This window comes from Enterococcus sp. AZ197, assembly GCF_050556405.1.
Classification (GTDB): Bacteria; Bacillota; Bacilli; order Lactobacillales; family Enterococcaceae; genus Enterococcus; species Enterococcus faecalis.
In genome coordinates this window covers 2,345,001-2,366,758 of the sequence record NZ_CP187873.1, presented here as the reverse complement: position 1 = coordinate 2,366,758, position 21,758 = coordinate 2,345,001, and the positions used below count along the sequence as shown (strand labels likewise).

The 21,758-nt window shown below is 38.9% G+C and carries 21 protein-coding genes, 1 tRNA gene and 2 rRNA genes (1 of these 24 only partly in view); 21 read left to right on the top strand and 3 right to left on the bottom strand.

Translation table 11 applies throughout. The features are described 5' to 3' along the window. Window positions 1-9 precede the first annotated feature (9 nt). The 13 genes from greA (at window position 10) to IGK82_RS11415 (ending at window position 12,579) form a co-directional block, all read left to right on the top strand. Window positions 10-489, top strand: a complete 480-nt coding sequence (greA, locus tag IGK82_RS11475; protein ID WP_002355133.1) for a transcription elongation factor GreA — start codon at window positions 10-12, stop codon at window positions 487-489. Window positions 490-639: 150 nt separating this feature from the next. Further along, on the top strand, window positions 640-1,371 hold the full coding sequence (liaF, locus tag IGK82_RS11470) for a cell wall-active antibiotics response protein LiaF (protein WP_002381168.1): 732 nt from the start codon (window positions 640-642) through the stop codon (window positions 1,369-1,371). Further along, complete coding sequence (locus tag IGK82_RS11465; RefSeq protein WP_002365182.1) at window positions 1,368-2,471, top strand: sensor histidine kinase; 1,104 nt, start codon at window positions 1,368-1,370, stop codon at window positions 2,469-2,471. The genes liaF and IGK82_RS11465 overlap by 4 nt, the downstream gene beginning before the upstream one ends. Next, the gene (locus tag IGK82_RS11460) at window positions 2,446-3,078 is read left to right on the top strand and encodes a response regulator (RefSeq protein WP_002355137.1); all 633 of its coding nucleotides are present in this window, start codon (window positions 2,446-2,448) and stop codon (window positions 3,076-3,078) included. The genes IGK82_RS11465 and IGK82_RS11460 overlap by 26 nt, the downstream gene beginning before the upstream one ends. 103 nt (window positions 3,079-3,181) lie before the next feature. Then, a complete protein-coding gene (locus IGK82_RS11455) occupies window positions 3,182-3,847 on the top strand; it encodes a potassium channel family protein (protein ID WP_002355139.1) in 666 nt (221 codons plus the stop codon). Window positions 3,848-3,901: 54 nt separating this feature from the next. Further along, on the top strand, window positions 3,902-4,231 hold the full coding sequence (locus tag IGK82_RS11450; RefSeq protein WP_002355140.1) for a HesB/YadR/YfhF family protein: 330 nt from the start codon (window positions 3,902-3,904) through the stop codon (window positions 4,229-4,231). 203 nt (window positions 4,232-4,434) lie between these two features. Further along, entirely contained in the window at window positions 4,435-5,373 is a 939-nt protein-coding gene (locus tag IGK82_RS11445) for a glycosyltransferase family 2 protein (RefSeq protein WP_002407364.1), read from the top strand. A 146-nt stretch (window positions 5,374-5,519) separates the two neighbouring features. Then, window positions 5,520-6,653 carry an ABC transporter ATP-binding protein gene (locus IGK82_RS11440; protein WP_002385276.1) on the top strand — a complete coding sequence of 378 codons (1,134 nt, stop codon included), beginning with the start codon at window positions 5,520-5,522 and terminating at the stop codon, window positions 6,651-6,653. After that, complete coding sequence (locus IGK82_RS11435; RefSeq protein WP_016622205.1) at window positions 6,653-7,528, top strand: carbohydrate ABC transporter permease; 876 nt, start codon at window positions 6,653-6,655, stop codon at window positions 7,526-7,528. Before IGK82_RS11440 ends, IGK82_RS11435 begins: the two co-directional genes overlap by 1 nt. 4 nt (window positions 7,529-7,532) lie before the next feature. Continuing rightward, window positions 7,533-8,351, top strand: coding sequence for a carbohydrate ABC transporter permease (locus IGK82_RS11430; protein WP_002355144.1), 819 nt, complete (start codon window positions 7,533-7,535; stop codon window positions 8,349-8,351). Beyond that, window positions 8,335-9,624 carry an MBL fold metallo-hydrolase gene (locus tag IGK82_RS11425; protein ID WP_002359171.1) on the top strand — a complete coding sequence of 430 codons (1,290 nt, stop codon included), beginning with the start codon at window positions 8,335-8,337 and terminating at the stop codon, window positions 9,622-9,624. Before IGK82_RS11430 ends, IGK82_RS11425 begins: the two co-directional genes overlap by 17 nt. Window positions 9,625-9,647: 23 nt before the next feature. Then, window positions 9,648-10,928, top strand: coding sequence for an extracellular solute-binding protein (locus IGK82_RS11420; RefSeq protein WP_002359172.1), 1,281 nt, complete (start codon window positions 9,648-9,650; stop codon window positions 10,926-10,928). A 97-nt stretch (window positions 10,929-11,025) separates the two neighbouring features. Beyond that, window positions 11,026-12,579, top strand: a complete 1,554-nt coding sequence (locus IGK82_RS11415; protein ID WP_002361119.1) for a bifunctional metallophosphatase/5'-nucleotidase — start codon at window positions 11,026-11,028, stop codon at window positions 12,577-12,579. Window positions 12,580-12,645: 66 nt separating this feature from the next. Here the strand turns inward: IGK82_RS11415 and IGK82_RS11410 are convergent, their stop codons facing one another. After that, on the bottom strand, window positions 12,646-13,608 hold the full coding sequence (locus tag IGK82_RS11410; protein WP_002355148.1) for a phosphoglycerate dehydrogenase: 963 nt from the start codon (window positions 13,606-13,608) through the stop codon (window positions 12,646-12,648). A 148-nt stretch (window positions 13,609-13,756) separates the two neighbouring features. Then, window positions 13,757-14,767, bottom strand: a complete 1,011-nt coding sequence (locus tag IGK82_RS11405; protein ID WP_002368301.1) for an NAD(P)/FAD-dependent oxidoreductase — start codon at window positions 14,765-14,767, stop codon at window positions 13,757-13,759. 204 nt (window positions 14,768-14,971) lie between these two features. Here IGK82_RS11405 and IGK82_RS11400 point away from each other — a divergent pair, with 204 nt between their 5' ends. Together IGK82_RS11400 and IGK82_RS11395 are read left to right on the top strand one after the other, a co-directional pair. Then, entirely contained in the window at window positions 14,972-15,562 is a 591-nt protein-coding gene (locus tag IGK82_RS11400; RefSeq protein ID WP_002355150.1) for a peptidylprolyl isomerase, read from the top strand. A 164-nt stretch (window positions 15,563-15,726) separates the two neighbouring features. Beyond that, window positions 15,727-15,933, top strand: coding sequence for a DUF3955 domain-containing protein (locus IGK82_RS11395; protein WP_002355151.1), 207 nt, complete (start codon window positions 15,727-15,729; stop codon window positions 15,931-15,933). Window positions 15,934-15,966: 33 nt separating this feature from the next. On the opposite strand, the gene IGK82_RS11390 is transcribed toward IGK82_RS11395, so the two are convergent. Next, entirely contained in the window at window positions 15,967-17,133 is a 1,167-nt protein-coding gene (locus IGK82_RS11390; RefSeq protein WP_010709900.1) for a MalY/PatB family protein, read from the bottom strand. 183 nt (window positions 17,134-17,316) lie between these two features. Between IGK82_RS11390 and IGK82_RS11385 the strand changes: the two genes are divergently transcribed. The 6 genes from IGK82_RS11385 to IGK82_RS11360 form a co-directional block, all read left to right on the top strand. Continuing rightward, on the top strand, window positions 17,317-17,685 hold the full coding sequence (locus IGK82_RS11385; protein WP_002365178.1) for a CvfD/Ygs/GSP13 family RNA-binding post-transcriptional regulator: 369 nt from the start codon (window positions 17,317-17,319) through the stop codon (window positions 17,683-17,685). A gap of 64 nt (window positions 17,686-17,749) precedes the next feature. Continuing rightward, window positions 17,750-18,121, top strand: coding sequence for a hypothetical protein (locus tag IGK82_RS11380; RefSeq protein ID WP_002385270.1), 372 nt, complete (start codon window positions 17,750-17,752; stop codon window positions 18,119-18,121). Beyond that, complete coding sequence (locus IGK82_RS11375; RefSeq protein ID WP_002387756.1) at window positions 18,105-18,353, top strand: hypothetical protein; 249 nt, start codon at window positions 18,105-18,107, stop codon at window positions 18,351-18,353. Before IGK82_RS11380 ends, IGK82_RS11375 begins: the two co-directional genes overlap by 17 nt. A gap of 433 nt (window positions 18,354-18,786) precedes the next feature. Beyond that, window positions 18,787-20,347 (top strand): 16S ribosomal RNA (locus IGK82_RS11370). Between the two features lie 79 nt (window positions 20,348-20,426). After that, window positions 20,427-20,499: transfer RNA gene (locus IGK82_RS11365), tRNA-Ala, on the top strand. 176 nt (window positions 20,500-20,675) lie between these two features. Then, window positions 20,676-21,758, top strand: a 23S ribosomal RNA gene (locus IGK82_RS11360); it runs 1,830 nt beyond the window's last position. Together the 16S and 23S rRNA genes with 1 tRNA gene alongside form the textbook arrangement of a ribosomal RNA operon.

Here is a 21,758-nt window from a genome sequence, read left to right as displayed (position 1 = left end):
AGAATTAACATGGTAGAAAAAGTATATCCAATGACTCTTGAAGGAAAAGAAAAATTAGAACAAGAGCTAGAAGAATTAAAAACAATTAAACGTAAAGAAATCGTAGAGCGTATTAAAATCGCTCGTAGCTTTGGGGATCTTTCAGAGAACTCAGAGTATGAATCAGCTAAAGATGAACAAGCTTTCGTTGAAGGACGTATTACAACGTTAGAAAATATGATTCGTTTTGCAGAAATCATCGATAATGATGGCGTGGACCAAGACGAAGTTTCCATCGGTAAAACAGTTACTTTCCAAGAATTGCCTGATGGAGAAGAAGAGGAATACACAATCGTAGGAAGTGCCGAAGCCGATCCATTTTCTGGTAAAATTTCTAACGATTCACCGATTGCGCAAGCCTTAATTGGTAAACAATTAGGTGACCAAGTGATTATTGCAACACCTGGTGGCGACATGACAGTTAAAATTACAAAAGTTGAAGCAAACTAAATAATTGAGTAGGGCAGGCAGCTTCCAAGGCCTGTCCTTTCGCAATCTAAGACATTTAGGGCTAAAGTCCTATGGTAACCTGAGGCGCAAACCACTATGATTAAATAAAATAAACGAGTAAAATAAATGACAGAGGGAGGAGGCAAATCTATGAATAACCCTTGGCGCTTTTTTATCGTCGCAGAAGCATTACTTTTTATTCTGGCGTTATGGCAAATTGTACATAATCCTGGATTAGCTGTTTTATTAACAATTGGCGTTTTACTTGTGGCCTACGTTTCCAGGAAAGCATCTAAAACACATTTTAACAACTTTCAATTCGTCCTCGGCGTTGTTTTTATTGTCATTGGTGCAATGAACAGCACGGCTGTTTGGTTTATGTTGATTTTTGGCGTACTCTTTATCGGCTTAAAAGGCTTTGAGATCTCAGGCGTGGATATAGCTGAGCGAGCACCTTGGCGTAAAAAACAAATGATTATGGTGGAGACGGCGGCAAAAGAACCTAAAAATGGCAAACGATTTAAACGCCGCTGGTTTGCCAACGAACGCATTGGTAACAATATCTATGAATGGGACGATATCAATATTGATTTAATCTCTGGGGACACCATTATTGATTTAGGTAATACGCTACTACCGAAAGAAGACAATATTATTATTATTCGTAAAGGTTTTGGCCGCACGCGAATTCTAGTGCCGTTAGGTGTAGCTATTTTGTTAGAACATTCAACTTTTTACGGAACGGTACGTTTTGAAGAAGAAAAATATCAATTGAAAAACGAATCATTAAAAATTTACAGCAATGATTATGATACCAATCTTCGTCGTTTGAAAATTATGACGAACACTTTAGTAGGAGATGTTGAGGTGATCCGTGTATGACCGATCGGATTTCAAGACGCATGATTTCATTATATGCGTCCCTTAGCACCTTTATTGTTATCTTAATTACATTGTTTTCATATTTTCATTCGATTAAACAAAACCGGTGGTTATTAGAGCTTCTTCAGAGAAAAGTCTTTTATTTACCACTAATTGTGCACATTGTTCTCATATCCTTACTAATAGGCTTATTGACCTTTTTACTGATTTCATTGGTTCAAAAAGGGCAATATGGACGGATTGAAGAAAAACTTCGGTTATTGGCCAACGGTAATTATGAAAGTCCAGTCTTAAACAAACCAACGACCAGTGAAAATCAAGACCATTATCTAACCGAAGTCGAACAAGATATTTGGTCGATTAAAAATAAATTATTAGAGATGTCTAAAGAATTGCAATTATTAAACAGTCGACCGCAATTAATGGATGGGCAAACAAAAGAAGAAATTTTAGAGAACGAGCGGCATCGTTTGGCGCGGGAGTTGCATGATTCAGTCAGTCAACAACTTTTTGCAGCCATGATGATGTTGTCTGCCTTAAATGAACAAGCACAACGAACAGAAACCCCGGAACCATATCGTAAACAACTAGCCATGGTGGCAGAAATCATTAACGCCTCCCAATCGGAAATGCGCGCGTTACTATTGCACTTGCGTCCTATCAGTCTAGAAGGAAAAAGTTTGCGTAAAGGTATTGAACAATTACTGAAAGAACTACAAACAAAAATTAAAATTGAATTGATTTGGGATGTTGAAGATGTTCATTTAAATAGCAGCATTGAGGATCATCTTTTCCGAATTGTGCAGGAATTACTTTCAAATACCTTAAGACATGCCAAAGCAAAGGAATTAGAGGTATACTTACACCAAGTCGATAAAAACGTGCTATTGCGTATTGTTGATGACGGTGTCGGCTTTGATATGAAGGAACAAAGTAATAAAGCCGGTAGTTATGGCTTAAATAATATCCGAGAACGTGTTGTCGGCATGGGCGGTACAGTTAAAATTATTAGTTTTAAAGGGCAGGGAACCAGCGTTGAAATTAAAGTTCCTGTCATAAAGGAGGAAACTGCAAGTGATCAAAGTAATGTTAGTGGATGACCATGAAATGGTCCGTTTAGGCGTTTCATCATATTTATCTATTCAAGAGGATATAGAAGTCGTAGGCGAAGCAGAAAATGGTAAGATTGGCTATGAAAAAGCATTGGAACTACGTCCAGATGTTATTTTGATGGATTTGGTAATGGAAGAAATGGACGGCATTGATTCAACAAAAGCGATCTTGAAAGATTGGCCAGAAGCCAAGATTATTATTGTGACGAGTTTTATTGATGATGAAAAAGTGTATCCGGCGATTGAAGCTGGTGCAGCGGGCTACCTATTAAAAACATCAACAGCACATGAGATTGCTGATGCAATTCGGGCGACTTATCGCGGAGAGCGTGTGTTGGAACCTGAAGTGACGCATAAGATGATGGAACGGTTAACAAAAAAACAAGAGCCGGTGTTGCACGAAGATTTGACAAACCGGGAACACGAAATTTTAATGTTGATTGCACAAGGTAAAAGTAATCAGGAAATAGCTGATGAACTCTTTATCACTTTGAAAACAGTTAAAACACATGTTTCAAACATTTTAGCAAAACTAGATGTGGATGATCGGACCCAAGCGGCGATTTATGCTTTTCAACATGGTTTAGCCAAATAAATATCAGATAAATCCATAAATAAATTCTAGGAAATCCTTCTAGGAATTTATTTATGGATTTGTTATACTAATTTTAACGAACAGACAGGAGCGGTCAGAAGAAATGAAACAAAATTTTGCAATTATTGGTTTAGGACGTTTTGGCGGCAGCATATGCCAAACTTTGGTGGAAGCTGGTCAAGAAGTTTTGGCCATTGACAGCAGTGAAGACCGTGTCAATGAATATATGAATATTGCAACGCATGCAGTGGTGGCTAACGCCCAAGATGAAATGACGTTGCGTTCTTTAGGGATTCGGAATTTTGATCACGTAGTGGTGGCAATTGGTGAAGATATTCAAGCGAGTATTTTAGTAACATTAATGGTTAAAGAGATGGGGGTTCCCAATGTCTTAGCCAAAGCAGTCAATGAATATCATGCCCGTGTCTTAGATAAAATTGGGGCAGACATGGTCGTTCACCCAGAGCGGGATATGGGCATTCGAATTGCTCACAAACTTGTTTCACGCAATATTTTAGATTATATTGAATTATCTAGCGAATTTTCATTAGCTGAGGTTCGGGTCACCAATCCTAAATTTTACAATAAAACCTTAGCAGAATTAAATTTCCGTCAGCGATTTGGTTTAACTGTGGTAGCGATCCGCCGCTCGAAAACAGAAGTAATTGCTTCGCCAGATGCTTCTGAAATTGTTCGAGAAAACGACAATTTATTAGTTATCGGTGATACCGCAGACGTGGATTTATTAGATGAAAAAATGAATGGCTAAGCACTTTATTCTCTAAAAGCACTGCGCTGTGCTACAATAAATGGCGACAGAGATGTGAAGGAGGAACAAAGAATGAAATTAGAAGTGACACCGAAAGCCCAACAATGGTTTAAAGAAGAAACCGGGGTTCAGCCTGAGACAGGCATTCGTTTTTTCGGAAAAATTTACGGAAAAACACCTGTTCATGATGGTTTTTCCATTGCGATGTCTGTAGAAGCGCCAGATGAGCCAATGATTAAAGAGAACCTAGATGGGATTACCTATTTTATTGAAGAAACAGATGATTGGTTCTTTAAAGGGTATGATTTGATTGTTGATTATGATGAAAAGAATGATGAACCGCGTTATCAATTTGAAGCAAACCAAGAAGATTTAACAAAATAATTTTAGTGCTAAACAAAAGAGGCTGAAGTAGTGCGTAGGACTATTTCTGTTGCTTTCGTTTAACCGCTAGTCAGCCTGAGAAAAAATCGTTTTGGATTTTTTCTCAGGTTCTTTCTATTTAAGTTATTTTTAGTTGGATATCGTTATTTAATAAGGCTATTATATGGTATAATGATAATTAACTGAAGTGTGGAGGAAATAAAATGTTATCAATTGTTGTCCCTTGTTATAATGAGGAAGCAGCGATTCCGCTGTTTTTTGAAGAAGTAGAAAAAATTAGCCAGCAACTGTCTCATTCAGTAGAATATATATTTGTGAATGATGGCTCAAAAGATAAGACGTTAGCTGTTTTAAGACAGCTTTATCGCGAACATCCAGAGAAGGTCCGTTATCTTTCTTTTTCACGAAATTTTGGGAAAGAAGCAGGCTTATACGCTGGTTTAAAAGAAGCAACAGGTGACTTAGTGACAGTCATGGACGTTGATTTACAAGACCCGCCCGAGTTATTACCTCAAATGATTGAGATGATTGAAACCAGTACAGATTTAGATTGTGTTGGCACACGACGCATAACAAGAGACGGCGAACCGCCCATTCGTAGCTTGTTTGCACGGATGTTCTATAAACTCATTAATCGAATTGCTGAGACGGAAATGGTGGATGGTGCCCGTGACTTTCGTGTCATGACCCGACAAATGGTCGATGCGATTTTAGAGTTATCTGAGTATAATCGTTTTTCAAAAGGGATTTTTAGTTGGGTCGGTTTTAAAACAGAATATATTGAATTTAAAAATCGAGAACGAATTGCTGGAGAAACCTCTTGGTCTTTCTGGAGTCTATTAAGTTATTCAATTGACGGGATTGTCAATTTTTCAGAGACACCATTGAATATTGCTTCATACGTTGGCGCCTTTTCGTGTATTGGTTCTGCACTAGCAATGTTAGTGATTATCTTTCGAACATTAGTTAATGGTGATCCAACAAGCGGCTGGCCTTCAATGGTTTGTATTGTACTTTTTGTAGGTGGTTTGCAACTATTATGTTTAGGAATTATTGGCAAATATATCGGCAAAATTTTCTTAGAAACGAAAAAACGACCAATTTATATTGTAAAGGAATCAGAAAAAGATTCTAAAAAATAACCAAAAAAGCAGAGAAAAATTCTCTGCTTTTTTGTTATGCGTTAAAAAAAGTGTAAACAGGCTTTTCAGAAAAACAACATTTTTTACATAAAAAATACATTAACTTTACCTATTTTTATCTTAATGAAACAGCTTTGCTCTCGCGGTTGCAAGAAATAAATGTTAAAATCAAAAGGTATGCTATTAAATGTTTTTTTGGAGGTTGGGTCATGATAGAAGTTATCGACTTGAAAAAAGTATTCGATAATGGGTTTGAAGCGTTAAAATCGGTCAATTTTACGATTGAGCAAGGGGACTTGGTTTGTTTGTTAGGACCAAGTGGGTGTGGGAAATCCACAATTTTAAACTTAATTGCAGGTTTATTACATCCAAGTGATGGAGATATTCAGTTTCGACAGCAATCGGTTGTCAAAACAGCACCAAAAGATCGGAACATCGGGTTCGTTTTTCAAAACTATGCCTTATATCCACATATGACTGTTCTAGAAAACGTAATGTTTCCTTTGACGGTAGGAAGTAAGAAAGTTCCTAAGGCAGAGGCACAAGCTATTGCCGAAGAATATATGAAACTAACGAATATTGAAGAGTTAAGCCATAAAAAGCCAGGCACACTTTCTGGTGGTCAACAACAGCGTGTTGCGATTACCCGGGCGTTAGTTCAAAAACCAGATGTTTTATTATTAGATGAGCCTTTAAGTAACTTGGATGCACGTTTGCGTTTGAAAATTCGTGAAGAAATCCGCCGCTTGGTGAAAGAAGTAGGGATTACAACAATCTTTGTAACGCACGACCAAGAGGAAGCGCTATCAATCAGTGATAAAATTATTTTATTAAACGAAGGGGTTATTCAACAAAATGATGAACCTCAAAACCTTTACTTAGAACCAAATAACTTATTTGTTGCTCAGTTCATAGGTAACCCAATTATTAATTTATTGTCTGTTGAAGTGAAAGACGGCAAAATGTACCACGAAAGTTTTGAAATTCCGCTTGAGCGTTTTGAGCAAGCACGCTTTAAAATGCCAATGACTGACGGGAAATATACGTTTGCTTCTCGTCCAGAAGATGTGGTACCAACTGAAACAGGTCTCTTTACCACAACGACAGATTTAGTGGAATTGATTGGTCGAGAACGTATTTTACGATTTACATTAGGAAATGAACAAGTGAAATCAATTGTAAGTGTAGAAGAAGCGATTGAAGAAGGAGACACTTTATCTTTTGATTTTTCATATAAAAAAGTATTTATCTTTAACGAAGCGGGAGACCGGGTTTACTAATGAAAAAATACAATCCAGAAAATCAACCAAAAGCATGGCTCTTCCTTCTGCCATCATTAGGAATCATTTTACTGTTTAGCGTTTATCCACTGTTTCGTTCTTTGTGGATGAGCTTCCAAAAAGGTTCCTTAATTAACCAACGCTACGCTGGTTTAGAAAATTATCAACGTGTATTGAATGATCCAATCTTCTATAAAGCGTTAAAAAATACAGCGCTCTATGCATTTGCTGTGGTACCGATTGCCTTGATAATTTCCCTAGCAATTGCTTGGATTATCTTTGAAAAAGTTAAACATAAGAGTTTCTTTGAAACGATTTTCTTTATGCCTTATGTAACGAGTACGATTGCCATTGGGATTGTCTTCCGTTACTTCTTTAATGGCGATTATGGAATTGTCAATTACTTCTTAGGCTTTTTCGGCATTCCTTCTGTCAACTGGCTAGATAATGTTCAAATGAGTATGCCGACATTGATTATTTTTGGGGTTTGGACGAGTTTAGCATTTAATATTATTATTTTGTTGGCTGGGTTGAGAAATATTGATGAAGAACATTTTAAAATTGCAAAAATGTTTGGCGCCTCAGACGGCGAAATTTTCCGACGTATTACGTTTCCGCAGCTAGTCCCGACCATTGCCTTTTTATTAACGGTCAATTTAATTGGCGCCTTTAAAGTTTATACACAAGTTTATGCTTTATTCGGTGGTCGTGCGGGGATTGCCAATAGTGCCACAACCGCAGTGTACTATATTTATGACAAATTCCACATTGCAGGGCGTCCCGGAATTGCGATGGCCGCCACAGTGATTTTATTTGTGATTATTTTAGTGGTCACTTTCTTACAAAATAAACTCTTAAAGAAAGTGGGGCAATAAGCCAATGAAAAAAGTTTTAACGATTATCGCATTTGTTTTCTTAGGCATTTTAGCCGTTATTACGTTATTTCCATTTGTCTATATGATTTTAGCTGGTTTAATGAGTTACTCTGAAGCGACCAGCATGCCGCCAACCATGTTTCCAAAACAACCACAATGGCAAAACTACACAGAGGTCTTTCAAAAAGCACCCTTTCTTCGGTATTTCTTGAACACAGTCTTTGTTTCAGGCGTTACAACGATTGCTACGGTAGTCACCGCCGTGTTAGCTTCATTCGCATTAACGAGTTTGAAGTTCCGTTTTAAAAATGTGGTCATTGCTTTGATGATTTCGTTGTTAATGGTTCCGTATGAATCTATTATTTTTACCAATTATCAAACGATTGCGCAATTAGGTTTGTTAAATACTTACAGCGCCTTAATTATTCCATTTTTAACTAGTATTTTTTATATTTACTATTTAAACGGTTATTTAAAAGGTATTCCTGATACTTTTTACAAGGCTGCCAAGATTGATGGCGCTAGTGATTTAGAATATATTTGGCGTATTTTAGTACCAATGTCAAAACCAGCGTTGGTAACAGTAGGGATTTTAACATTCATTTCTAGTTGGAATTCTTTCTTGTGGCCATTGTTGGTGACGAACGAGAAAAAATACCGTCTATTGAATAATGGACTATCGGCCTTTGCGACAGAGAGCGGTAGTGACGTACATTTACAAATGGCTGCTGCAACATTAACCGTTATTCCAATTTTAATTATTTACTTGATTTTCAGAAAAGAAATTATCAGAGGAGTTGCAAAAAATGGAATCAAAGGCTAAAACAACTGTGACTTTTCACAGTGGCATTTTAACAATTGGAGGAACCGTGATTGAAGTGGCGTATAAAGATGCCCACATCTTCTTTGATTTTGGTACAGAATTTCGACCAGAATTAGATTTGCCTGATGATCACATTGAAACCTTAATTAATAATCGTTTAGTGCCAGAATTAAAAGACTTATACGATCCACGTTTAGGTTATGAATATCATGGTGCAGAAGACAAAGAGTATCAACACACCGCTGTTTTCTTATCTCATGCCCACTTAGATCATTCACGCATGATTAATTATTTAGACCCAGCTGTTCCGTTGTACACCCTAAAAGAAACGAAAATGATTCTAAATAGTTTAAATCGCAAAGGTGATTTTTTGATTCCATCACCGTTTGAAGAAAAGAATTTTACCCGAGAAATGATTGGTCTTAATAAAAACGATGTGATTAAAGTTGGCGAAATTTCAGTGGAAATCGTACCTGTTGATCATGACGCGTACGGTGCTTCGGCATTACTGATTCGCACGCCTGACCATTTCATCACATACACAGGTGATTTGCGCTTACATGGCCATAATCGTGAAGAGACTTTAGCTTTTTGTGAAAAAGCCAAACATACTGAATTATTAATGATGGAAGGCGTAAGCATTAGCTTCCCAGAACGTGAACCAGATCCAGCCCAAATAGCGGTTGTCAGTGAAGAAGATCTTGTTCAGCACTTGGTTCGTTTAGAACTAGAAAACCCGAATCGACAAATTACCTTTAATGGTTATCCAGCAAACGTGGAACGTTTTGCTAAGATTATTGAAAAGTCACCACGTACAGTCGTTTTAGAAGCAAATATGGCTGCGTTGTTACTTGAAGTATTTGGAATAGAAGTTCGTTATTATTATGCTGAATCTGGTAAAATACCAGAATTGAATCCAGCGTTAGAAATCCCGTATGACACGTTACTAAAGGACAAAACAGACTATTTGTGGCAAGTTGTGAACCAGTTTGACAACCTCCAAGAAGGTAGTTTATACATTCACAGTGATGCACAACCGTTAGGGGACTTTGATCCACAGTATCGCGTGTTTTTAGATTTGTTGGCTAAAAAAGACATTACTTTTGTCCGCTTAGCTTGTTCAGGACATGCAATTCCAGAAGATCTGGATAAAATTATTGCATTGATTGAACCTCAAGTATTGGTTCCAATCCATACGTTAAAACCAGAAAAACTGGAAAACCCGTATGGTGAAAGAATATTGCCAGAACGTGGCGAGCAAATTGTTTTATAAATTTTTTTAAGGGAGAGAAAAAAATGAAGTTCAAAACTCTAGCAACAACAGTGTTAGCAACCGCAGCTATTTTCGCATTGGGGGCTTGTGGTAACGGTAATGGGGCCAAAGAATCAAACGATATTGTGAAAGAAGTGAAGGAAGATACGACAATCACTTTCTGGCATGCAATGAATGGGGTTCAAGAAGAAGCGTTAACAAAATTAACGAAAGACTTCATGAAAGAAAATCCAAAAATTAAAGTGGAATTACAAAATCAATCTGCTTACCCTGATTTACAAGCCAAAATCAATTCGACTTTAACTTCACCAAAAGATTTACCAACAATTACGCAAGCGTACCCAGGCTGGTTATGGAATGCTGCACAAGATGAAATGTTAGTGGACTTAAAACCATATATGGATGATGACACAATCGGCTGGAAAGATGCAGAGCCAATTCGTGAAGTATTGTTAGACGGCGCCAAAATCGACGGCAAACAATACGGCATTCCATTTAATAAATCGACAGAAATGTTATTCTATAATGCTGATTTGTTGAAAGAATATGGTGTTGAAGTACCGAAAACATTAGAGGAATTAAAAGAAGCTTCTAAAACAATTTACGAAAAATCCAACAAAGAAGTCGTTGGTGCTGGTTTTGACTCGTTAAATAACTATTACGCAATTGGAATGAAAAACAAAGGCGTTGATTTTAATAAAGACTTAGATTTAACAAGCAAAGATTCACAAGAAGTCGTGGACTATTACCGTGATGGTATCGAAGCAGGTTACTTCCGCACAGCTGGTTCAGATAAATATTTATCTGGCCCATTTGCAAACAAAAAGGTAGCAATGTTTGTCGGTAGTATTGCTGGTGCTGGTTTTGTTCAAAAAGATGCTGAAGCTGGTGGCTATGAATACGGTGTTGCACCACGTCCTGAAAAAATCAACTTACAACAAGGAACAGATATTTATATGTTCGATAGTGCTACGCCAGAACAACGGACAGCGGCATTTGAATTCATGAAATTCTTAGCAACGCCTGATTCACAATTGTACTGGGCACAACAAACAGGTTATATGCCAATTTTAGAATCTGTTTTACACAGTGATGAGTACAAAAATTCTAAGACAACCAAAGTACCTGCACAACTTGAAAACGCAGTAAAAGATTTATTCGCTATCCCAGTAGAAGAAAATGCTGATTCAGCCTATAATGAAATGCGGACAATTATGGAAAGTATTTTTGCTTCATCAAATAAAGACACGAAAAAATTATTGAAAGATGCAACATCACAATTTGAACAAGCATGGAACCAATAATCAATAAATAAACAGACGTGGGAGGTTGGGATCTGAGTCGTTATGGCTCGTGTTCTAACCTTCCTGTTCTTTTGGGTGGAAGAAGGAGAGAAACAAAATGCAAATAAAAATTTTAGCAACAAGTGATATGCATGGGTACATTATGCCAACAAGTTATAGTGAAAAAAAGATGGATTTGCCTTTTGGAACCGCAAAAGCAGCAACCATGCTGAAAAAGTTACGGGCGTCTGCCAAAGGACCAGTTTTTCAAATTGAAAATGGGGATTTTATTCAAGGTTCGCCGCTTAGTTACTACGTAAGAAAAGCAGAAACACATTCAGTGGAAGCCATCACTAAAATCATTAATCAAATGAATTATGATGTTAGCATTTTAGGTAACCATGAATTTAATTACGGATTAGATTATTTAAAGGAAACGATTGCCAGTTATCAACAGCCAGTTTTAGCTGCCAATATCCTTGGTAAAGATGGACAACCTTATTTCGGTCAGCCGTATGTCATCATAGAAAAACAAGGGATTAAAGTAGCCATCCTTGGCGTGACGACTCAATATATTCCTCATTGGGAACAGCCGGCAACAGTCAAAGATTTAACGTTTAAAAGTGTCGTTGAAACAGCGGCAGAATACGTGCCAAAACTGCGGGAAGAAGCGGATCTAGTTGTTGTCGCTTACCATGGCGGTTTTGAAAAAGATTTAGAAACAGGGGAACCCACGGAATTACTAACAGGAGAAAATGAAGGCTACGATTTATTGGAAAAAGTTCCTGGGATTGATGCCTTAGTCACTGGTCACCAACATCGAGAAATTGCTACAAAACTGAATGGAATACCTGTGATTCAACCAGGTTTTCGAGGAGCTTTTGTTGGAGAAATTACTTTAGAAATTGAACCTATGGCTAAAGGCTATCGCGTTATTGGAAGTGACGCAGCTATTCATCCTGTTGGAAACGAACAACCAGATGCAGAAATTTTAGCTTTGACAACAGCGTTACATGACGAGGTAGAAGAGTGGCTTGACCAACCAGTGGGAAATGTGGAAGGGGATATGACGATTCAAAATCCGAATGCCGTACGCCTCAAAGAACATCCATATATAGAATTTATTAATAACGTCCAAATGGCTTCAAGCGGAACGGATATTTCAGGGACTGCACTTTTTAACAATGAAGGCAAAGGATTTAATAATCAAATTACGATGCGCGATATCATTACCAACTACATTTATCCAAATACTTTGGCTGTATTGCGTGTCACTGGACAAGACCTCCGTGAAGCGTTAGAACAAAGCGCTACTTATTTTGTGTTAGAAAAAGGCCAACCAATTTTTAACCCGAAATATGTCGATCCAAAACCACAATACTATAATTATGATATGTATGAAGGCATTGAGTATACGCTTGATTTAAGACAACCGTTTGGTGAAAGAGTGACGAAACTTAATTATCATGGCAAAGCAGTGCAAGCAGAAGATGTTTTGGAAATCGTGACAAATCAATACCGAGCAGTCGGTGGCGGAAACTATCAAATGTTCCAACCTGAAAAAATTATTCGAGAAATTCAAATTGATATGACGGAACTGATTGCAGAATATTTAAAAAAACATCCAATCATTCAAGCGTCGACAAATGATAACTTCAAGGTTATCTGGTAAAAAATAGCAAAAAAAAAACCTTCAACCATGCAATTACTTGAAAGATGGTTGAAGGCCTTTTTTGAGTTAATAGCCTTTTTTTAAGGAAACTTGGTTTTTGACGAGGGTCTGATCCGTCACAAATTGATTTAAGTTTGGAATAAAAATCGCCAGTAATTTTGATTTGAACTTCGGTGTCATGCCAGAAATATGAGGTGTTAATAAAACATTCTGCATCTCCCATAAAGGGCTATCTTCGGGAAGAGGTTCTTCTTCAAAGACATCTAAGGCAGCAAAAGCAATGGTTTTATTGTTTAAGGCAGTTATCAAATCGTTCGTTGCTACTGAGGCGCCTCGACCAACATTTACGAAAATTGTTTCAGGAGCCATTTTTTCAAAAAGTGCCTGATTGTATAAATGTTTTGTTGTTTCAGTCAAAGGAAGAATGTTCACAACAATGGACATTTCATGGATAATTTTACTCATATTCTTCTGTGAATAGCATTCAATGAAGCCTTCCGTCACATGTCCAGAGGTATTCACGCCATAAACTTGAAGATTTAAACCTTTAGCAAATTTAGCTAATTGTTGTCCGATTTGCCCGGTGCCTACGATTAACATTTTTTGCCCAGAAAGTTGTTGATAGGAAGGGGCTGTTTGATTCCATGTGTGTTGCATTTGTTGTTGGATACTTTCTTGCAGTCCGCGGGTATGTGCTAATAAAACGCCTAAAACATGTTCTGAGATAGAAACACTATGGATTCCGCTACCATTAGACAACAGAATGCCTTTTTCTCTTAATTTATCAAAATCCATATAATCAGCACCAGCAGAAATGAGCTGAATCCATTTTAGGTGACTAGTATCAGATGCTAATAAACGCGGACCAATTTCTTTATGCCAGCCTAACATAATTTCGATGGCCTCTTCTTCAGCAGATGATAAATGATCGGTAGATGTTTTAACTAGATAATTGGGTGCCACAGCTTTCACTTGTTCCAGTTGTTCTTCGTTGAATACTTCATTTAAATAAATAATTGGTTGGTTCATCTTTCTTCCTCCTAGCACTTTTTATTGTATCAAAAATAAATTTAAAAGAGAAAAAGAAAGGCTTTTCAGTAAAGCAGAAAGCCAAGGACAAAAATCCGATTTAGATTTTTGTCCTTGGCTTAAAAACTGCTAAAGTCCAGTGCTAACCTTATTTAGGTACGCCGTTTTCAAATAAACTTGTACTATGAACTGGTTGACGTCGAGCATCGGGCCGTAAGTAATGTAAAGCATTATTTACGGCAGTAGGTGCCTCACCAAAGCCTGTAGCGATTAATTTCACTTTTCCCTCATAGGAACAGATATCCCCTACAGCGTATACACCAGGAATGTTAGTTGACATATCGGAATGAACATTAATAGCATTTCTAGAAACGTCTAATCCCCATTCTTTGAGGTGTGTTAAAGAAGAAGTGAAGCCATAATTGATAATTAAATCATCCAGAGGGAGATCCAATGTTTGGTCACCTTTTGTCTCCGTTAATTGGATGCCTGTGAACGTTTCGTTTTCCTTTAAAATATCACTAATGATATAGGGAGTTCTGATAGAAACACTAGATTTTTCCAGTTGTTCCACGCTATGTTCGTGGCCGCGAAATTGTGGGCGACGATGGATAATAGATACTTCTTCTGCGACGTTTTCTAGCATTAAAGCCCAGTCAATTGCGGAATCGCCGCCACCAGCAATCGCAACTTTTTTGCCAGCGAATTTTTTCATGTCAGTCACATAATAATGGATTGACTCACCTTCAAAGGCTTCAACATTTTCGATAGCTAAACGTCGAGGTTGGAAAGCGCCGTTACCAATCGCAAAGATAACCGTTTTAGAATAATGTGTGCCTTTAGTTGTGTCTAAGCGCAAAAGTCCATCTGCTTCCTGTGCAAGGTGTGTGACCTCTTCTTCCAAGCAAACATCGTGCTGAAATGGCTGCATCTGTTTTTCCAAATTGGCAATTAACTCACCGGCTTTAATAGCAGGGAATCCAGGAATATCATAAATATATTTTTCGGGATACAGCATTGTTAGCTGACCACCTAATTGCGGCAGGCTATCAATGATTTTCGTTTTCGCTTTACGAATTCCCGCATAAAAAGCGGCAAATAATCCAACAGGACCGCCGCCGATAATCGTTAAATCATAAATATCTTTTTCATCAGACATTTGAAAATTCCTCCTAATTCATTTAGGGTTGAGACAACTATTGATCGTTTTGCGAACACTTCACAAAATAGCACGGCTTTTCGAAAAAAGCAAGTTTGGCTAACGAATCAAAGCATTCTTTAATCATTGGAAAAAGATCATAGCAATTTTCAGCATTTTTCGATATGATGGAACTATAAAATAATTATCTAGGAGGACATTCTCATGTCACAATTTCCACAATTAGATTTAGAAAATGCTAAAGGCCCAAAAGCGGTCATTAAAACAAACCGAGGCGACATCACTGTTCAATTATTCCCAGAACAAGCGCCTAAAACGGTTAAAAATTTTGTTGAATTAGCGAAAAAGGGCTACTATGATGGCGTTATTTTCCATCGTGTGATTCCTGATTTTATGATTCAAGGCGGTGACCCAACCGGAACAGGAATGGGCGGCGAAAGTATTTATGGAGAAGCATTTGAGGATGAATTTTCTCGGGATGTTTTCAATTTGCGCGGCGCATTGTCAATGGCAAATGCTGGTCCTAACACAAATGGCAGCCAATTCTTTGTTGTTACTAATCAAAATGTTCCAGCTCAAATGATGAGTCAGTTAGAAGATGCTGGTTTTCCAGAAGAAATTATTGAAGCTTACAAACAAGGCGGAACACCTTGGTTAGACTTCCGTCATACTGTTTTTGGTCATGTTGTTGATGGTATGGATGTAGTGGATGAAATTGGTGGAGTCCAACGGGATGCCCAAGACCGTCCAACATTTGACGTCGTGATGGACACAGTTGAAATCATTGGTGAATAAGTTTAACCAATTGAAAAAGAGAGTACCAACGAGGGACAAATTCGTTGGTACTCTTTATTTTTTTCTTAAAACGACTAACTTTTTTTTAAAAGCATCCAAATCGCTTCTTTTAATGAAGTCTTTATAGGATACTGAGTTAAAGAATAGAAGGAGAGGAAGCGAATTTGTTAGAAAAATACAGATATCCAATGGCCTTGGCTTTGTTTGCAGTAATACTCCCATTTATAGGAACGTTTTTTACGTATGTAGATCAGCAAGGAATCGTTCATGAACCAGGATTTTATACAATCATAATTGGAGAAATTTTACTTCTATTTTCAGGTATCTGGTTCGTCAGAGTTTATTTAGCTAAACGCAAAAGAAAGAATTAAAAACAGCTGTCCTAAAAACTAGGACAGCTGTTTTTAATTAAAGGCTTTTTTGATACGTAAAAGGCCTTCTTCGAGAGTTTCTTTTGAACAAGCTAAGTTTAAACGCATGTGTTGAGAACCTTGGGGACCAAAACTAATTCCTGGATTTAGAACCACTTTCCCCTTATGAATTAAGGTATCGCGAAGTTCTCGATCCGTTAGTGAATAAGAACTAAAGTCTAACCATAAAAGATAGGTCCCTTCAGGCTCCATTACACGAACGCTAGGCAGCTCTTCACGGAAAAAAGAAAGGGCAAAATCAATATTTTCTTTTAAATAATCAAGTAATGCCGTTAGCCATTCCTCCCCTGTTTGATAGGCAGCTGCCGTTCCAACGTAGCCAAAAGTATTGATGCCGCCTTGATGATTTTTGTCTTGTAAAGATACGAAAGATTGCCGTAGTTTTTCATTAGGAATGAACAGCATTGAATTTTTAATCCCCGCTAAATTAAAGGTTTTCGTTGCTGCGGTTAAGGTAACAGTGAATTCCTTAAATGCATCATCAGCGACAGTGAAGGAAGTGAAGGTATGCGGTTTGAAAATCAAATCCTGATGAATTTCATCGCTAACCACAGTTACTTGGTGTTTTTGGCATAAACGGCCAATTGCCAGCAATTCTTCTTTTGTCCAAACACGTCCACCAGGATTATGGGGATTACAAAAAAGTAACAGTTTCACCTTTTCTTCGATTATCTGTTGTTCCATTTTAACCAAATCAACTTCATAATGTCCGTTAACTTCTAGTAAAGAATGGCGCACAAGTCTACGCTCATTTTGTTTTACCACATCTGCAAAAGGGGGGTAGACTGGATCACAAATCATGACAGAATCAGCAGGTGCTGTATACGCTTGAACGGCTGTGGCCAAACTGGGTACCACGCCACTATTAAACAAAATTTCTTCTTTTTCAACAATCAATTGATGGTGTTGCCGTTGCCAATCTTGAATTGCTTGATACAGTTCATTAGGTGCAACTGCATATCCTAGAATGCCCTGTTCAATAACTTGTGACAAGGCATCAAGAATAGGCTGATGTACCTTGAAATCCATATCAGCAACCCATAAAGGTAGTAAATCTTTTTCGTGGTAACTCGTTTCAACGGTGTCCCATTTAACACAATTCGTGTGGCGACGATCAATGGTTTCATTAAAATTAAACATAAGATAACTCCTTTTCTTCTATATAAAGTCTTACTTCCTATAGTATAGTAGATTTTGCTTAAAAGATGAAACAATAGTTTTAACAACTAGGGAAGAAATAATGCACAAACGTTGAAAAAATGCTATTATTTTAAATGAGTAGAAACGGAAAAAGAAATTTATCGTATGAAAAGAGGAAATTTGATGAAGTACAAAATTGGTATGGTACTTTCTGGCACAATTACCGGACTTCAACCATATGGCGCATTTGTTTCTTTAGACGAAGAAACACAAGGACTGATTCATGTTTCGGAAGTACAAGCTGGCTTTACCAAAAATATCCATGGACTCTTAACCGTTGGACAAAAAGTAACCGTTCAAGTTATTGATGTTGATGAATATTCTCAAAAGATTAGCTTATCTTTACGAACCCTTGAAGACAAAGTTCATTCAGTGAACCATCGACGCAAAAAATATTTTACGGATAAGAATAAAAAAATTGGCTTTGCAACCTTAGACAAAGAACTTCCAGAATGGATTGATGAAGCAATGGATAAGTTGCTTGAAAAATAATTCTGTATTTTTTCAGAAAGTGTGTTACAATTTCTTTTGTTAGTGAATCTAAAAATTAATTGAGGTGGATGTCGTGTCTAACAAAAAAGTCGCTGGAACAATCATACTGAACTTAAACGATGGTAGTAAAAAATTTTTGATGCATCCAATAGGTGAAGCGATTGAGTTTGCGATGGCAAAAGTTTCTGATGAGATGACGGGTTTAGCTAGTATGCTACAATGGTTCAAAGAAGAGGTTCAATTGGACGTTACTTCAATTAGCTTAGTAGAATTAACTAACGCGCATATCAATAAAGAAAATGTTCCGCTGTTTGTCTTCGAGATGGATGAACAAGCACTTAAAAATGAAATGGATAAAGACTATACATGGGTAGCACCTGCAGAATTAAAAACGATTTGGTCAAAATATCATATTGAAGGTGTCCCAATGTTTTAAACAAAAAAGAAAGAATCTGTCGATAATCGAACAGATTCTTTCTTTTTTTATGTTGGACGTAAAAAAGTTAATCGAACTATTTCAAATATATGATTCAAATTGTTCGATTTTTAGTAAGGAATTAAACTGTTTTGATAGACAATTAGGATTTAAAAAGTTTAAAAACGAAATAATTGAAAAGAATGAAAACAGATTGAAAACTTCTTTTAATTTTTTTGAAAAAAAGTGTTGACCAAACATCAAAATCTTGATATATTATTACATGTCGCAAGGCGAGTCACACAGCTGAGCGATTCAGAAATCAATAATTAAATAACAATTCTTGGTTTCAAATCTCTCGAAAAAAGTTTGAAAAAACAACAAAAAAATTGTTGACAAATAACAAACGAGATGATAAGGTATAGAAGTTGTCACAACAGACGACAACAACCGAGCAAAACAACTTAAAAAACTTTTTTAAAAAAGTTCTTGACATTCAAACGAAAGTTTGTTATGATATAAAAGTTGCTGCGAGGTAACGTAGACCTTTGAAAACTGAACAAAGAATAGACGAACCAAATGTGTAGGGCGTCTTGATTCAATTCAAGACAACAAACATTTTTAACAAGCAAGCAATATGCTAGCAAACAAATTGAGCTTAACAATCGCAAGATTGTTCTAACTTTTATTATGAGAGTTTGATCCTGGCTCAGGACGAACGCTGGCGGCGTGCCTAATACATGCAAGTCGAACGCTTCTTTCCTCCCGAGTGCTTGCACTCAATTGGAAAGAGGAGTGGCGGACGGGTGAGTAACACGTGGGTAACCTACCCATCAGAGGGGGATAACACTTGGAAACAGGTGCTAATACCGCATAACAGTTTATGCCGCATGGCATAAGAGTGAAAGGCGCTTTCGGGTGTCGCTGATGGATGGACCCGCGGTGCATTAGCTAGTTGGTGAGGTAACGGCTCACCAAGGCCACGATGCATAGCCGACCTGAGAGGGTGATCGGCCACACTGGGACTGAGACACGGCCCAGACTCCTACGGGAGGCAGCAGTAGGGAATCTTCGGCAATGGACGAAAGTCTGACCGAGCAACGCCGCGTGAGTGAAGAAGGTTTTCGGATCGTAAAACTCTGTTGTTAGAGAAGAACAAGGACGTTAGTAACTGAACGTCCCCTGACGGTATCTAACCAGAAAGCCACGGCTAACTACGTGCCAGCAGCCGCGGTAATACGTAGGTGGCAAGCGTTGTCCGGATTTATTGGGCGTAAAGCGAGCGCAGGCGGTTTCTTAAGTCTGATGTGAAAGCCCCCGGCTCAACCGGGGAGGGTCATTGGAAACTGGGAGACTTGAGTGCAGAAGAGGAGAGTGGAATTCCATGTGTAGCGGTGAAATGCGTAGATATATGGAGGAACACCAGTGGCGAAGGCGGCTCTCTGGTCTGTAACTGACGCTGAGGCTCGAAAGCGTGGGGAGCAAACAGGATTAGATACCCTGGTAGTCCACGCCGTAAACGATGAGTGCTAAGTGTTGGAGGGTTTCCGCCCTTCAGTGCTGCAGCAAACGCATTAAGCACTCCGCCTGGGGAGTACGACCGCAAGGTTGAAACTCAAAGGAATTGACGGGGGCCCGCACAAGCGGTGGAGCATGTGGTTTAATTCGAAGCAACGCGAAGAACCTTACCAGGTCTTGACATCCTTTGACCACTCTAGAGATAGAGCTTTCCCTTCGGGGACAAAGTGACAGGTGGTGCATGGTTGTCGTCAGCTCGTGTCGTGAGATGTTGGGTTAAGTCCCGCAACGAGCGCAACCCTTATTGTTAGTTGCCATCATTTAGTTGGGCACTCTAGCGAGACTGCCGGTGACAAACCGGAGGAAGGTGGGGATGACGTCAAATCATCATGCCCCTTATGACCTGGGCTACACACGTGCTACAATGGGAAGTACAACGAGTCGCTAGACCGCGAGGTCATGCAAATCTCTTAAAGCTTCTCTCAGTTCGGATTGCAGGCTGCAACTCGCCTGCATGAAGCCGGAATCGCTAGTAATCGCGGATCAGCACGCCGCGGTGAATACGTTCCCGGGCCTTGTACACACCGCCCGTCACACCACGAGAGTTTGTAACACCCGAAGTCGGTGAGGTAACCTTTTTGGAGCCAGCCGCCTAAGGTGGGATAGATGATTGGGGTGAAGTCGTAACAAGGTAGCCGTATCGGAAGGTGCGGCTGGATCACCTCCTTTCTAAGGAATATTACGGAAATACACATTTCGTCTTTACTTTGTTCAGTTTTGAGAGGTCTACTCTCAATCAAATAAGTTCGGGGCCTTAGCTCAGCTGGGAGAGCGCCTGCTTTGCACGCAGGAGGTCAGCGGTTCGATCCCGCTAGGCTCCATTGATAGCTTTTGCTATCAGATTCGTTCATTGAAAACTGGATATTGAAGTAAAAAGAATCAAAACAAACCGAGAACACCGCGTTGAATGAGTTTTTTAATAAGTTCAATTGCTTATTTATTGATTAACCTTCTATCGCTAGAAGAAGTGATCAAGACCCAACCGTAAGGTTGATAAGGTTAAGTGAATAAGGGCGCACGGTGGATGCCTTGGCACTAGGAGCCGATGAAGGACGGGACTAACACCGATATGCTTTGGGGAGCTGTAAGTAAGCTATGATCCAGAGATTTCCGAATGGGGGAACCCAATATCTTTTATAGGATATTACTTTTCAGTGAATACATAGCTGATTAGAGGTAGACGCAGAGAACTGAAACATCTTAGTACCTGCAGGAAGAGAAAGAAAATTCGATTCCCTGAGTAGCGGCGAGCGAAACGGGAAGAGCCCAAACCAACAAGCTTGCTTGTTGGGGTTGTAGGACTCCAATATGGTAGTCTGTTAGTATAGTTGAAGGATTTGGAAAATTCCGCTAAAGAGGGTGAAAGCCCCGTAGACGAAATGCTAACAACACCTAGGAGGATCCTGAGTACGGCGGAACACGAGAAATTCCGTCGGAATCCGCGGGGACCATCCCGCAAGGCTAAATACTCCCTAGTGACCGATAGTGAACCAGTACCGTGAGGGAAAGGTGAAAAGCACCCCGGAAGGGGAGTGAAATAGATCCTGAAACCGTGTGCCTACAACAAGTCAAAGCTCGTTAATGAGTGATGGCGTGCCTTTTGTAGAATGAACCGGCGAGTTACGATTGCATGCGAGGTTAAGTCGAAGAGACGGAGCCGCAGCGAAAGCGAGTCTGAATAGGGCGAATGAGTATGTAGTCGTAGACCCGAAACCATGTGATCTACCCATGTCCAGGTTGAAGGTGCGGTAAAACGCACTGGAGGACCGAACCCACGTACGTTGAAAAGTGCGGGGATGAGGTGTGGGTAGCGGAGAAATTCCAAACGAACTTGGAGATAGCTGGTTCTCTCCGAAATAGCTTTAGGGCTAGCCTCGGAATTGAGAATGATGGAGGTAGAGCACTGTTTGGACTAGGGGCCCATCTCGGGTTACCGAATTCAGATAAACTCCGAATGCCATTCATTTATATCCGGGAGTCAGACTGCGAGTGATAAGATCCGTAGTCGAAAGGGAAACAGCCCAGACCACCAGCTAAGGTCCCAAAATATATGTTAAGTGGAAAAGGATGTGGGGTTGCA